Raw genomic sequence first — 13,839 nt, 5'->3', positions numbered from 1 at the left:
GATGTGCCTTTCTCCCTGCCCGTGGTCCCGGGCTCTGTCAACAGTGTATCTCAAACTAGATGCATTTGCATGTATCGATACCTGTAACAGGGCAGGGCCGGGAAATGTTCCCGGCCCTGCCCGTGAAGGTGAGTCTGTTGGAGGTGGTTGCTATTCGCTGGGATGATGGGCTGCGCGGCGGCCCTTGACCCTGGGAATCATGCCAGTGGTCCAATCCTGGAACTCGTCCGACGAGCCGTTGGCTGCGTTGCCGGACGTGCCGTTTCCGGACGGCGTCGGCTTGTCCTGCAGGGCGTTCAGCAGGTCCTTCTTCTCCCTGCGTCCCTCCACCAGCTTGTAAAGGACCGGGACCAGCACCAGCGTCAAGGCCGTGGAGGAGACCAGCCCGCCGATCACCACAATGGCCAGTGGTTGGGAAATGAACCCGCCGCCGCCCGTGAGTCCCAAGGCCATGGGCGTCAGTGCGAACACCGTGGCCAATGCCGTCATCAGGATGGGACGGAGGCGTTGGCGCGCACCGTGCGTGATGGCGTCCGCCACGTTCATGCCCGGGCTGCCATCGTGGGGCTTGCGGTACTGGTTGATGAGGTCGATCAGGACGATTGCGTTGGTCACCACGATGCCCACCAGCATCAGCATGCCGATCAGCGAGGGCAGGCCCAGCGGAACGCCGGTCACCAACAGCAAGCCGACGGCGCCCGTGGCGGCGAACGGAACCGACACCAGCAGGATCAGCGGTTGGATGAGTGACTTGAATGCGGCCACCATGATGACGTAAACAATCGCGATAGCCGCCAGCAGTGCCAGGCCCAACTGCCGGAAGGACTCCGCCTGCTGGGTTGTGGCACCTCCGATGGTGGCAGTGACCCCGGCCGGAAGTTCCACCGTTGCCAGTCGCTCCTGAACGGCGGTGCTCACACTGCCCAGGTTGGAACCCGACGGCGTCACGGTCACCCGCGCCGTGCGTTGCCCGTTGCTGCTGGTGATGGAGACGGGAGTATCAACCTGCTCGACGGCGGCAATGGACTCCAACGCCACCCCACCGCGTGCTGTGGGTAGCTGAAGTGCCCGGACTGAAGCGATGCTGGTGAAGCGTGTGCCCTCACCGATCTGCACCGGGTAGTCGTTGGTGTCGATCCGGACGGTGCCCGCAGGAATGGGGCTGACGGTGGAGGCCAGGAAGGCCCCTACCTGCTCCTCCGTCAAGCCGGCCGCCACGGCTTTGGCGCGGTCAACGCGGACTTGGACGACCGATTGCTTGGACGCGAGGTTGGTAGCTACCTCGGAACTGCCAGGCACTCCGTCCATGGCCTTCACCATGGCATCGCTGGCAGTTTGGAGGTCGGCGGAGTTAGCCGCCCGGATGGTGATGTCCACCGTCGAGGAAGTGCCGAAACCGCCTTGCTGGGATCCGACGGTAACCTTCCCCGCGGCACCAACCAGTGAGGATCTGACCTCCTCCTGGAGCTTGGTCTGGTTCACTTTCTCGTCGGTGACAATGGTGAACGTCGAGTTGGACGAACCGGTTGATGTCAGGGCAGCGAAGCCTGTCTGCGCATTTCCGGAGGTGACCTGCACGTCCTTGATGCCGTTGATGCCCTTCAGGGCATCTTCGATTTTGGCTGCTTCATCGCTGGTGGCCTGCAGGCTGGTCCCGGCGGGGAGGACCTGCCGTACGGTCATGCTGTTCTCGCCGGAGCGGCCCAGCAGGTCGGTGGCCAGAAGCGGTGAAACGGCAACGGTCGCCACGAGCACCAAAGCCGCGGCAGACAACGTGATGACCGGGTGCTTTTGTGTCTTCGCAAGGATCGGAAGGTAACCGCGCTGGAGCCTGCTTTTTTGCTCGGCTTCCCGGGCCTTCTTCGCCGCCTCCTGGGTGGAGGCCGCCGCTTCAGCGCCCTTTGCCGGGGACGCGAGGAACCAGTAGGCCAGCACAGGAACGATCGTGAGCGAAACCAACAATGAGGACAACAGCGCGATGGTCACTGTGAGGGCGAACGGCCGGAACAGCTCGCCGGCGAGGTCGCCCACAAAGGCGATGGGCAGGAAGACGGCCACGGTGGTCAGTGTGGAGGCCGTGATGGCTCCGGCGACTTCACGGATGGAGGTCAGGATGGCGGTGAGCTTGTGTTCGCCGTAGCTGAGGTGTCGCTTGATGTTCTCGATCACCACGATGGAGTCATCCACCACACGCCCGATCGCAATGGTCAGTGCACCCAAAGTGAGGATGTTCAGTGAATAGCCGGTTGCGGAGATGCCAATGAAGGTGATCAGAAGGGACAGCGGTATGGAAACGGCGGTCACCAGGGTGGATCGCACGGACATCAGGAACACCAGGATGACGGCCACGGCGAAGCCCAGTCCGAGAAGGCCTTCGGTGGTGAGGTCCTTGATGGACTTCTCGATGAACGGGGCTTGATCGAAGACCGGAGTGAAGGTGGCGTTGTTGCCCAGTTCGTCCTGCATGGGTCCGATCGCATCGCGCACGGCATGCGAGATCGCTACAGTATCGCCCTCGGGCTTTTTGGTGACGGACAGCGCCAGAGTCGGCTTGCCATTGGTGCGCGTGATGGAGGTAGCAGCATCGTCCTCGATGCTGACGTCGGCCACCGCCCCGATGGTGGCAGCATTCTTTGCACCTGTCAGGGGAAGTCCCTTAATGATCTCCAAGGAATCCACGGGACTGCCGAGCTGGAGGGACAACGTCTTGCCTTGGTCCTCGATGGTGCCCACTGGGACCAAAGTTCCGTTGTTCTTCAAGGCATTGCTGATGGCCTGGATGGACGCGCCGCTGGTGGCCAGGTCTGCCGGACGGGGCTGGATCAGGATGTGCTGGTTGGACCCGCCCGTCACATCGGCGCCGCGGACGCCGTCGATCTTCTGGAGCCGGGGAACGCTCAGCCGCAAGAGGTCGGCATTGAGCTCACTGAGGGGCTTGTCCGATGATACGGCCAGGTAGACGATGGGAAAGTCGCTGATGTTCCCGGCAATGGATTGGGGCTCGACGTCGGCGGGCAGCACCCGCTTGGCGTTCGAGATGGCCCGGTCGATCTGGTTCCGTGCCCGGTCAAGGTTGGACCCGTACGTGAACACCATGGTGATCTGCGATACACCGTTACGGGAAGTGGACGTGGTGGACTCCAGTCCCTCAACACTGTTCAGTGCTGTTTCCAGGGGCTGGCTCAATTGCTTGTCCACGACCTCCGGGGACGCGCCTGGCATGGAGGTCACCACAGTGATCTGCGGGAACTCGATGGACGGAATGAGTTCCTGCTTCAGGGATCCCATGGTGATCACGCCGAACACCGCCGCAAAGACGGTGATCAGCGCGATCAGGGCCCGGTTTCCCAGAGAAAGCTTGGCCAGGCGGAACATTGCATTGACTCCCAGGGTCTACGTAACGATTCGTCTGACGGGAACCGGCCGCAGCCCCGGGTATGGCCTAGCTTTGGACGGCGTTGGCCCCGTCAAGCTGCAGGGACCGCGCGGTGCTTGCTTCCAGTTCGGCAGCGAGCTCAGGGTTCTCGTTGAGCTTGACGCCGTAGCCCGGCATCATGTCCTTGAGCCTGGACTGCCAGCCCTTGAAGTTCTTGGGGAAGGACTTCTGCAGCAATTCGATCATGATCGGTACAGCCGTGGATGCGCCCGGCGAGGCACCCAGCAGCGCGCCAACGGAACCATCGCGGGAGGCAATGACCTCGGTGCCGAACTGCAGGACGCCACCCTTCTGAGGGTGCTTCTTGATGATTTGAACACGCTGGCCGGCGGTAATCAGTTCCCAGTTGCCGCCCGCTGCCTCGGGGTAGTACTCACGCAGGGCCTCAACCTTGGCCTCGTGCCGCTTGGCGACCTCTTTGATGAGGTACGCGGTGAGGTCCATGTTGTCCTTGGCTACAGCCAACATGGGAATGATGTTTCCGGGCCGGATGGACAGCGGAAGGTCCAGGTAGCTGGAGGTCTTCAGGAAGTTGGTGGAGAATCCGGCGTACGGGCCGAACAGGAGGGAGCGCTTGCCGTCCACGTAGCGGGTATCCAGGTGCGGGACGGACATGGGCGGCGCGCCCACGGATGCCTGGCCGTAAACCTTGGCGCTGTGCTGGGACGTGATGGCGTCGTCGGTGCAGCGGAAGAACTGGCCGGAAACGGGGAACCCGCCGTAGCCCTTGCTCTCAGGAATGCCGGAGGCCTGAAGCAGGTGCAGGGCTCCGCCGCCGGCTCCCACGAAGACAAACTTCGCGTGGATGCGGCCGTGCTCGCCGGATTTGGGGTGCTTGATGGACAGGTCCCATCCACCACCGGCTGCGCGGCTGATGTTGGTGACGTCGTGACCGTAGTTGACCTCGGCGCCGCTGTCCTGCAGGTAGGTTGTGAGCTCACGCGTCAGGGCACCGAAGTCGACGTCGGTGCCTTCAGCTGCGCGGGTAGCGGCAACACGCTGCTTGCGGTCCCGTCCCTTGACGATCAGGGGGGCCCATTTGGCAATCTGGTCCTGGTCCTCGGTGTATTCCATGCTGCGGAACAGCGTATTGGGCTTGAGTGCCTCGTATCGGGTCTTGAGGAAGTCCGCATGGTCGTCGCCAATGACGAAGCTCATGTGCGGAACGGTGTTGATGAAGCCCTTGGGGGAGCCAATGACCTTGGTGTCCACCAGATGGGACCAGAACTGACGTGAGAGTTGGAACTGCTCGTTGATGTGGAGGGCCTTGGAAGGGTCCACGGAGCCGTCTTTGGCTGCGGGGGAGTAGTTAAGCTCACACAGCGCGGCATGCCCGGTGCCGGCGTTGTTCCACGGTCCGGAGCTCTCAAGCCCCGCTTCGTCGAGTCGTTCGAACAGGGAGATGGTCCAGGTGGGTTCGAGTTGCTTGATGAACGCACCAAGGGTGGCACTCATGATTCCGCCGCCAATAAGGACGACGTCGGCATGTTGAGTCTTGGAAATGAAGGTCACGATCAATCTCCGTTAGCGGCGGCACTGGCTGTCACAGAATATCCCCGCGCAGACCCAATACTGAAATTGCGGGCGAACGTCAAGGCTTTAAGCGGACGTTCGTGAAAACTTCGTTGAGGACAGGTGAAGCCGGGTAGCTTTCCACCTTGTTGGACAACGCCAAAGCGGAGATGGGAAAGGCGATCGGCACAGCCGGTACCGAGGCCGCGATCTCAGCGTTGATGGCCTGGTACTGGGCGTTGCGGTCGTCTCCGTCAGGCATGGCGCGTGCCCGCTCGATCTTATGGAAGACTTCCGAATCCGCATAGCCGAACTCTGCCCGGGTTTCGCCGAACAGCGGCCCCAGGAAGTTATCGGCGTCGGCGTAGGAGCCGTTCCAACCCAGAAGGTGCAGTCCGCGATCTCCTGCCGACTGGACGCGCTGCAGGTAGCCGCCCTCCCAGTCCACTGGCACTGGCTTGATGTTGAAGCCTACGGCAACCAGTTGGCGGCTGATTTCGGCATAGATCTTTTCGGGAGTGGGCATGTAGGCGCGGGTGGCGTTCAGTGGGTAGTAGAACTTGATTTCCTCACCCTTGTAGCCCGCCTTCTCCAGCAGTTCCTTGGCCTTCTCGGGGTTGTATCCGAGGGACGGGGCATTGTTGTTGAAACCACTGAGCTTGGGCGGCACGAACTGTGAGGCCTGTGCCGTGTTGTCGATGAAGAACCGCCGGATCAGCGTTTCCTTGTCGACTGCCATTTCGATTGCCTGGCGGACTTCGAGCTTCTCCAAGGGCGCCACGGCTTGGTTGATCCCGAGGTACATCACTGAGAACGGGTCGCGCTGGATTATCTGGACACCCTTCTTGACCAGTTGGTCAAAGGTTCCGGGCGTTACGAGGTCGTAAGCGTCGATCTTCCCGTCCAGAAGGGCTTGCTGCCGCGTTTCGGCGCGATCGTAGGGGATGAAATTGATGGTGGCTATTTGGCCCCGGTTGCCCCAGTAGCCCTTGTACGTGGCGAGCGTGAGTTTGTTCTCATCCCAGGCGTTGAATTCATAGGGGCCCGTCCCTACGGGGTGGCTGGCATAGGCGGACACGGCCTGGCCGTTCAAGGTCTGGTCCAGCACGTTCGCTTTTTGCGCTTCAAGGGCGGTGGGCGAGGAGATGGCGAAGGCGGGCAGGGTCAACGCCTGCAGGAAACCGGTGAAGGGCCGCGTCAGGTTGATCTGGACGTCGTTGGCCGAGACCACTTTGCAGTCTTTGAAAATGGAGAACACCGGTTCGTCGGAATAGGCTTTGAACACCCCTTGGAACGAAATGCCGGGTGCTTGTTTCCGGAGTTCAGAGGGGAAAGTGAACCAGCGGTTGAAGTTTGCGCAGACAGCGGCAGCGTCCAGTGGAGTGCCGTCGTGGAAGGTCACTTCGGAGCGGAGCGTGAAATCGTAGCTGAGCCCGTTGTTGCTGTCTTTCCACTCCGTGGCCAGAAGTGGAGTTGTCTCACCGGTGGCGCCATCCACGCCGACCAGGCCTTCGAGGACTTGGCGGGTGACACGGTAGGACTCCGAATCCGCGGTCATGGCGGGATCGAGTCCCAGCGGCATGGAGGCGGTGCCGAAGTTGAAAGTGGCGGTAGGCTCCACCGGAGCGGTGCTGCTGGAGGACGAAGACGGTGCCGGGCCCGGTGTTCCTGTACACGCTGCCAGCCCCAAAACCGCTACTGCAGCTCCGAACTGTACGGTCAGGCGCCGCATTTTGCTGCTTGCCACTCTTGTCCCCTCAAGCCGGTTGGAAGTGCTGTGGCCGGCTTCGGCCAGACCGCATTCCAGTCTAGTTGAACGTCCTGAGTGCACCTCCCAGCACATTTTCAGGAAGCCATCCCCGCTGCTTGAGGAAAAAACACCCCCGTGCTGCAAATTCTGCAACCGGGGGTATTCCGGGTGGCCCATGGCCACTGTGTTCATGCTGTGCGCAAGGGGGGACTTGAACCCCCACGCCCGAAGGCACAGGAACCTAAATCCTGCGTGTCTGCCAATTTCACCACTCGCGCTGGCTGAAAGCTGGTGCCCCTGGGGGCGGCCCGCTATCGGCCTCCAGTGTACCCGCTACTTGTCCAGCTTGAGGTCCCGGCGAAGCTTGGCAACATGCCCGGTTGCGCGGACGTTGTATTGCGCCAGGGACACCTTCCCCTCGGGGTCCACCACGATGGTGGACCGGATCAGTCCCATGTAGGTCTTGCCATAGTTCTTCTTCTCGCCCCAGGCCGCGTAAGCGTCAGCCACTGCATGATCCTCGTCCGAGAGGAGCGGGAACGTCAGTTGCTCTTCAGCTGCAAACTTTGCCAGTGCCTTGACGGGATCGGGGGAGACGCCAATGACGTCGTAGCCTGCAGCCTGGAGCGACGCCAGGGTGTCACGGAAGTCACACGCTTCCTTGGTGCACCCCGGGGTGGATGCTGCAGGGTAGAAATACACGATGGTGTTGCGCCCTTGGAAGTCCGACAAGCTGACGCTTTTGCCGGTTTCGTCGGGAAGTGTGAAGTTCGGGGCAACGTCGCCCGGGATAAGTCGTTCTGCCACAATATGCTCCTTGCTGGGGATCGCGATTTCCCAGTTTAGTGGGGAGAAGCCGCGCTGGCTCCCCGTCCGCGCATATACTGTCGGCATGCCAGATATGGAGAGATGGCCCACCACCCGATTGCTTTCGACAGCTGCGCGCCTGGTGGAAATCTCGTGGAACGAAAAATTGAAGTCCATCGGCCTTACCCATGCCGGGGTCATTGCCATGCAAGTGCTTGCCGCCAAAGGTGCAATTACTCAGGCGGCATTGGCCGAAGTTGCACGGGTCAAGGCCCAGACAATGGGTACTACTCTTGCGCGGTTGGAGCTGCACGGGCACATCGCGCGCCAGCGCAGCGACTCCGACCGCAGGAGCCATGTGGTGACCCTGACCGAGGCCGGCAGTGCAGCTCTGGCAGAAGCAGTGAAGCTCGAGCAGGACGTCTTGTCGCCCGTTGCCGTTGATACCGCACGGCTGCGCGAGGAACTCAGGATTGTCGTCCGGGGGCTGGCAGGTTTACCGGCTCCTGAGCAGGAACCCCGCGACGAAGCTACCGACGTCGCGCAGAGCTGACCCACACCAAAGTCCGATCCAAGGTGTTCCGTCCCGGAGCGCCTTGGATGGGAAACAAAAAGGCTCCGGATCGTTTTCACGATCCGGAGCCTTTGTTATTGGTGCACCCCCCGGGACTCGAACCCGGAACCCATTGATTAAGAGTCAATTGCTCTGCCAGTTGAGCTAGAGGTGCAGCTGTTGTTTCGGTCTCTCCGGGGAATTCGTATTCCTCGTTGAGCTCCGCAACGACAAATAACTCTACACCAGATTTTGTAGCTTCAAAACCACCAAGGCCCCGGAGTGATGCATGCCATGAAGGGGTGATTCAAAGCCCTGCGGAAATGAAAAAAGGCCTTGGAGTGAAATACACTCCAAGGCCTTTCGTGGTGCACCCCCCGGGACTCGAACCCGGAACCCATTGATTAAGAGTCAATTGCTCTGCCAGTTGAGCTAGAGGTGCAGCTGTTGAATTGGACCTAACCGGAAGCTTTTCTTTCCCCGGCGATCTCCGCAACGACATGTAACTCTACACGACATCCGCCCAACTGTGAAATCGGCCCATCGCCTATCGCTGACCCTGGGGCGTGACCCTCAGAATCAGCGCAAAGTCGGGGTTTCTGTTGTTGCTGACCACCCATAAAGTGCCGTCCGGGGCACGCGCTACGTCCCTTAGTCGCCCGTGCTGTCCTGTGAAATAGGCCACAGGGTCTCCGGCTGACTCGCCGTCGAGCGGCACCGTCCACAGCCGTTGACCGCGGAGGGCACCTGTGTACGCCACACCGCCGACGATCTCAAGGCCGCTAGGAGACGCTTCGGATGTTGAAGGCCACACGACCTTTGCATCGATCAGGCCGTTCCTGCCCGGTGCGCCGGTGACTGTGGGCCACCCGTAGTTGCCGCCCGGCGTGATCAGGTTCAACTCATCATCCACGTCCGGGCCGAACTCACTGGCCCACAACCTTCCCTCGCTGTCCCATGCCAAACCCTGTACGTTTCGGTGCCCGTAACTGAAGACGGGATTGTCGCCGAAGGGATTTCCGGGGGCTGGCCGTCCCTCGGGGGTGAGGCGCAGGATCTTGCCACCCAGGGCGTTGGTGTCCTGCGGTTGTTCCCGGCGTTGCGAGTCTCCCGTGCCCACATAAAGGAAGCCGTCGGGGCCAAAGCGGATTCGCCCACCGTTATGGGTTGAGGCCTTGGAAATCCCCGAGAAAATTACGTCGGGTTCGCCGAGCGACAACGTCCCCCCGTTCTCTTCGCCGAGCTTCATCCTCGCAATACGGTTGTCGTTGGCGGACGTGAAATAGGCATAGAGCCAGCGGTCGTTCTGGAACATCGGGGACACTGCGAGGCCCAGAAGGCCACCTTCGCCTCCAGGAACGACGCCGGCTACCTCACCTATGGTGGTGGACCGGCCGTCACTGATGGCTTTGACCTGGGCGGAGTCGCGCTCAGACACCACCGCGGTTCCATCCGGCAGGAACACCACCGACCACGGCAGCTGCAACCCGACGTCGAGCTTTTCAGCGAGCTCGGGAGCCTGCGGGCTGCCGGCCGTACCTTGACCGCCTGCTTGCCCCTGGCTGCTGCCGGGGCTGGAAGGTGTTGGGGCCGGGGTGGTGGGGTTCGGCGTTGCCGCGGTTCCCGGTGATGATGGGCTGCCTGTGCAGCCCGTCATCACCAGGATTGTCGCGAACGCGGACGCAAGCATCAGCCGCCTTCGCCGTTCCGGTGAGTGCGTGCCCATGCCAGTGTCCGTTATCGAGGTCCGTAGTTACCGGTCAAGTGGTGGCTTACCGGGTCAGTGCCTGTTGCGCCTGGGTGGCCTGAACCCCGCGGCTTCTGCATGCGCGGCCGATTCGAACCACACATCAGCGGCAACGTCGTCATAGTCCGCAGTGTCTTCGTCGTAGTACGTCATGGCCGTCGCGTTGGCTTTTACGGGGTAGGCGTCTCCCGCAATGCTGGAGGAGCCGGTTCCGTAGGGGTGCTCGGCGGCAAGGTGCCCGGAGGTTGTGGGATCCTCCGCCGCTGCAGACTCGGCGCCCGGAAGGGTGGGGGAGTGCGCGTCCGTGTATTCGTGGTGGTGGACAGGTGCACCGGATGAGTCGGTCCACGACGATTCCCACTCGGCCTTGTCTGCAGCGTCATCCTTGCCTGCGGGCTCCGACGCACCCGCATCCCAGTCGTCAACGTCGCCGGCATCGGCCGAGTGCACCGTATCGGCCGGGTGACCCGTATCAGCTGAATGGACAGTGGCGTCGCTGTCTACTGTCGGCTGGGCCACCACGGGTTCTTCAACCACCGGTTCCTCCACCACTGGAGCGGCAACAACGGGCTCTTCCACCGTGAGGCCGGGTGTGGGAGACGGCACGGGGCCGGGAGACGGGGTTGCCACTGGTTCCCGGGGTGATTCGTCACCGATGATGGCGGCCGGCTCAGCTTGTGTGCCCCTGGCCAACGAGGCGTCGGCAGCCTCCTGGTCCCTGCGTGCTTTGAGCTCAGCCGGTTCATCAGCGATGGACTCGTCCACCGGTTCCCGGGCTGGTTGCCTTGCTGGGTCCTGAGGGGATTCGTCGCCGGTGGGACCGCTGCCCTCGGCGGCCGCCTTACCCAGGTTGGTGACGCCGGCCAAGCCTGCCACCCCTGCTGTTGCTGCGGCCGCATCCGGCAGGGACGTGGTGTTGGCGGGCTCCATTGCGGCGGGAGCGTGGGTTGAGGAGGAATTAAGTGCTTTGTTGCGGTTCATAAGCCACCAAACAATGGCAATGACCAACACAATGACAATGACCCAAATTATCCAGTCCATGTGGATGCCCTTCTGCTCACAGGGGTGCAGTTCGTGGTGTTCCTGACGTTACGTGCCTGTTAATGGGCTGTCCAGCCTTTGACCTGCTGTTCCGTGGAATGTGATCAGTTTGCTGAGGAAAATCGCGGTGCTGCAAAATCATGGGGAATGGAATTCCGCCGGGTCGCCTAGTCTGGCTGAATGGACGTGAAAAGACTGCAGATTTTGCGCGAGCTGGCAGACCGTCAAAGTGTGGGTGCCACGGCTGAAGCGATGAATGTCACGGCGTCGGCAGTCTCGCAGCAACTGAAGACGTTGCAGGCGGAAATTGGTGTTGTGCTGGTGGAAAAGGTCGGCAGGGGCGTGCAGCTGACCGAAGCGGGATATGCCATGGCTGCCGCGGCTGCCGACATCGCCACGGCCATGGCGCGGGCTGAGTCCACCATCGATACCTACAGGAAGGGATGGCAGACCCGTGTGTCCGCGGCTTTCTTCCCCAGCGCGGCAGAAATGCTGCTGCCCGGGGTGCTGCATCGGGTGTCCTCCGTGGAGGGACTGACTTTCGACGCACATTTCGAGGATCCGGGAACCGCGCACTTCGCGCCATTGGTGGCCGACTATGACATTGTCCTGGCCCACAGCGTGGACGGCCCGGAAGTATTTGCCCGGCAGGGACTGGCGGTGGTTCCGCTGCTCGAAGAAGCCCTCGACGTCGCCGTGCCTGCGGGCCACCCGCTGGCAGCCAAGGCGAGATTGAGTCCGGGCGATGTTGTCGACTACCCCTGGATCGGTGTGCCGGAGGGGTTTCCCTTTGACACCGTTCTTCGCCAAATCGAGCTCCATGCGGGCCGTCAGGCCAACCGTGGCCAGCGGTATCCGGACCTGCGGGTGCTGGAGGCACTGGTAGGTGCGGGCCATGGGATCTGCCTCCTCCCGCGGTACACGGCCCGGGCCAGTGCCAGGCGGGGCCTGGTGCTTCGGCCACTCACGGAGGTGAAGGCCAGCAGGAGCATCGTGGCACTTTCCCGTCAGGAGGTTGCCGCCCGGGGAACCATCGGGATCGTCCTTGACATGCTCAGGAGCGAGGCCGCGGAAATCGCCAAGGAGCTCCAGGACTCCCCTCCGGGTAAGTGCCCCCCGGAACATCAGGACCGACCTGCCGGGAAACCTTGATTCCTCCGCAATATTCGGTTGATCCGACTTAACCCGGCATGGAACAGCGGCGGTGGCAGCGAGGTACCCATAGACTTTGGTCATGAGTGACACCGAGATTGCGACAGACATCACCCCGGACATCAAGCCCCGCAGCCGGGTGGTCACCGATGGCATCCACGCGGCACCGGCCAGGGGGATGTTCCGTGCGGTTGGCATGGGAGACGACGACTTCGCCAAGCCGCAAATTGGTGTCGCCAGTTCGTGGAACGAAATCACGCCCTGCAACCTCTCCCTCAACCGCCTTGCACAAGGCGCCAAAGAAGGCGTCCATGCCGGCGGGGGCTTTCCCATGCAGTTCGGCACGATTTCCGTTTCGGACGGCATTTCCATGGGGCACGAAGGCATGCACTTCTCGCTCGTATCCCGCGAGGTCATTGCCGACTCCGTGGAGACCGTGATGCAGGCCGAGCGTATTGACGGTTCGGTCCTGCTGGCTGGTTGCGACAAATCCCTTCCCGGGATGCTCATGGCTGCTGCCCGCCTGGACCTCGCCTCCGTCTTCCTTTACGCCGGCTCCATCATGCCCGGATGGGTCAAGCTCGAGGACGGCTCCGAGAAGGAAGTCACCCTCATTGACGCCTTCGAAGCCGTGGGTGCCTGCGCTGCAGGCAAGATGAGCATGGAAGACCTCACCCGCATCGAAAAAGCCATTTGCCCTGGCGAAGGCGCCTGTGGCGGCATGTACACGGCCAACACCATGGCGTGCATCGGCGAAGCCCTGGGAATGTCCCTGCCGGGCTCCGCCGCCCCGCCGTCGGCGGACCGTCGTCGTGATGACTTCGCCCGCAAGTCCGGCGAAGCGGTGGTCAATCTTCTGCGTCTTGGGATCACGGCCCGCGACATCATGACCAAGAAGGCCTTCGAAAACGCCATTGCCGTCACCATGGCTTTCGGCGGTTCCACCAATGCTGTCCTGCACTTGTTGGCCATTGCCCGCGAGGCAGAAGTTGAGCTGACGCTCGATGACTTCAACCGCATCGGTGACAAGATTCCGCACCTCGGCGACCTCAAGCCATTCGGCCGCTACGTCATGACCGATGTGGACAAGATCGGCGGCGTGCCCGTCATCATGAAGGCACTGCTCGACGCCGGACTGCTGCACGGTGACTGCCTCACCGTGACCGGCAAGACCCTCGCCGAAAACCTCGCCTCGATCAACCCGCCGGACCTTGACGGCAAGATCCTCCGCGCCCTGGACAATCCGATCCACAAGACCGGCGGCATCACCATCCTCCACGGTTCCATGGCTCCCGAAGGCGCCGTAGTGAAAAGCGCCGGCTTCGACGCCGACGTCTTTGAAGGAACTGCGCGTGTCTTCGAGCGTGAGCAGGGGGCCCTCAGCGCGTTGGACAACGGCGAAATCAACAAGGGCGACGTCGTGGTGATCCGCTACGAAGGCCCCAAGGGCGGCCCGGGCATGCGCGAGATGCTGGCTATTACGGGAGCCATCAAGGGCGCAGGGCTGGGCAAGGATGTGCTCCTGCTCACCGATGGCCGTTTCTCGGGCGGTACCACCGGATTATGCATTGGCCACGTTGCGCCGGAAGCGGTCGACGGCGGACCCATCGCCTTCGTGAAGGACGGGGACCGCATCCGTGTGGACATCGCCGCACGCTCGTTCGACCTCTTGGTGGACGAGTCCGAGCTTGAGGCCCGCAAGGAGGGCTGGGAGCCGCTGCCGGCCAAGTTCACCAAAGGCGTCCTGGCCAAATACGCCAAGCTTGTCCACAGTGCCTCCACCGGGGCGTACTGCGGGTAGTTCCTGCTCTCGGCTCCGCCCGCCACTGACGGGCGGAGTC

Annotated in this window: 9 protein-coding genes and 3 tRNA genes; 3 read left to right on the top strand and 9 right to left on the bottom strand. The window is 62.1% G+C overall.

Translation table 11 applies throughout. The features are described 5' to 3' along the window. Window positions 1–150 precede the first annotated feature (150 nt). The 5 genes from CGK93_RS14750 to bcp all read right to left on the bottom strand — a co-directional run bounded on the left by CGK93_RS14750 (window position 151) and on the right by bcp (window position 7,505). On the bottom strand, window positions 151–3,375 hold the full coding sequence (locus CGK93_RS14750) for an efflux RND transporter permease subunit (RefSeq protein WP_089595477.1): 3,225 nt from the start codon (window positions 3,373–3,375) through the stop codon (window positions 151–153). A 67-nt stretch (window positions 3,376–3,442) separates the two neighbouring features. Further along, window positions 3,443–4,948: a malate:quinone oxidoreductase gene (locus tag CGK93_RS14745; protein WP_089595476.1), complete on the bottom strand. Its 1,506-nt coding sequence runs from the start codon at window positions 4,946–4,948 to the stop codon at window positions 3,443–3,445. A gap of 79 nt (window positions 4,949–5,027) precedes the next feature. Beyond that, a complete protein-coding gene (locus tag CGK93_RS14740) occupies window positions 5,028–6,695 on the bottom strand; it encodes an ABC transporter substrate-binding protein (protein WP_089595475.1) in 1,668 nt (555 codons plus the stop codon). Between the two features lie 199 nt (window positions 6,696–6,894). Then, window positions 6,895–6,976: transfer RNA gene (locus tag CGK93_RS14735), tRNA-Leu, on the bottom strand. Between the two features lie 55 nt (window positions 6,977–7,031). After that, a complete protein-coding gene (bcp, locus tag CGK93_RS14730) occupies window positions 7,032–7,505 on the bottom strand; it encodes a thioredoxin-dependent thiol peroxidase (protein ID WP_089595474.1) in 474 nt (157 codons plus the stop codon). An 85-nt stretch (window positions 7,506–7,590) separates the two neighbouring features. Here bcp and CGK93_RS14725 point away from each other — a divergent pair, with 85 nt between their 5' ends. Further along, window positions 7,591–8,058: a MarR family winged helix-turn-helix transcriptional regulator gene (locus CGK93_RS14725; protein ID WP_089595473.1), complete on the top strand. Its 468-nt coding sequence runs from the start codon at window positions 7,591–7,593 to the stop codon at window positions 8,056–8,058. Window positions 8,059–8,157: 99 nt separating this feature from the next. Here the strand turns inward: CGK93_RS14725 and CGK93_RS14720 are convergent. The 4 genes from CGK93_RS14720 to CGK93_RS14705 all read right to left on the bottom strand — a co-directional run bounded on the left by CGK93_RS14720 (window position 8,158) and on the right by CGK93_RS14705 (window position 10,846). Continuing rightward, window positions 8,158–8,233, bottom strand: a tRNA-Lys gene (locus CGK93_RS14720). A 191-nt stretch (window positions 8,234–8,424) separates the two neighbouring features. Continuing rightward, window positions 8,425–8,500 (bottom strand) — tRNA-Lys (locus tag CGK93_RS14715). A gap of 105 nt (window positions 8,501–8,605) precedes the next feature. Next, complete coding sequence (locus CGK93_RS14710) at window positions 8,606–9,784, bottom strand: PQQ-dependent sugar dehydrogenase (RefSeq protein ID WP_089595472.1); 1,179 nt, start codon at window positions 9,782–9,784, stop codon at window positions 8,606–8,608. Window positions 9,785–9,838: 54 nt separating this feature from the next. Then, window positions 9,839–10,846 (bottom strand): sunset domain-containing protein, encoded by a 1,008-nt coding sequence (locus tag CGK93_RS14705; RefSeq protein ID WP_232481326.1) that lies wholly within the window; start codon window positions 10,844–10,846, stop codon window positions 9,839–9,841. A 180-nt stretch (window positions 10,847–11,026) separates the two neighbouring features. Between CGK93_RS14705 and CGK93_RS14700 the strand changes: the two genes are divergently transcribed. After that, window positions 11,027–11,998, top strand: a complete 972-nt coding sequence (locus CGK93_RS14700; RefSeq protein ID WP_089595471.1) for a LysR family transcriptional regulator — start codon at window positions 11,027–11,029, stop codon at window positions 11,996–11,998. 82 nt (window positions 11,999–12,080) lie between these two features. Beyond that, entirely contained in the window at window positions 12,081–13,799 is a 1,719-nt protein-coding gene (gene ilvD / locus CGK93_RS14695; protein WP_089597477.1) for a dihydroxy-acid dehydratase, read from the top strand. Window positions 13,800–13,839: the final 40 nt, after the last annotated feature.

This window comes from Arthrobacter sp. YN (genome assembly GCF_002224285.1).
In the GTDB taxonomy this organism is placed as follows: domain Bacteria; phylum Actinomycetota; class Actinomycetes; order Actinomycetales; family Micrococcaceae; genus Arthrobacter.
The sequence above is the reverse complement of the archived record's forward strand: the minus strand, read 5'-3'. Positions and strand labels throughout refer to the sequence as shown.

Bases quoted from the DNA above. Each gene is read 5' to 3' on its own strand.
- CGK93_RS14750 (WP_089595477.1), bottom strand. From the start codon at position 3,375: ATGTTCCGCCTGGCCAAGCTTTCTCTGGGAAACCGGGCCCTGATCGCG.
- CGK93_RS14700 (WP_089595471.1), top strand. From the start codon at position 11,027: ATGGACGTGAAAAGACTGCAGATTTTGCGCGAGCTGGCAGACCGTCAA.
- CGK93_RS14705 (WP_232481326.1), bottom strand. From the start codon at position 10,846: ATGGACTGGATAATTTGGGTCATTGTCATTGTGTTGGTCATTGCCATT.
- ilvD (WP_089597477.1), top strand. From the start codon at position 12,081: ATGAGTGACACCGAGATTGCGACAGACATCACCCCGGACATCAAGCCC.
- CGK93_RS14710 (WP_089595472.1), bottom strand. From the start codon at position 9,784: ATGGGCACGCACTCACCGGAACGGCGAAGGCGGCTGATGCTTGCGTCC.
- CGK93_RS14725 (WP_089595473.1), top strand. From the start codon at position 7,591: ATGCCAGATATGGAGAGATGGCCCACCACCCGATTGCTTTCGACAGCT.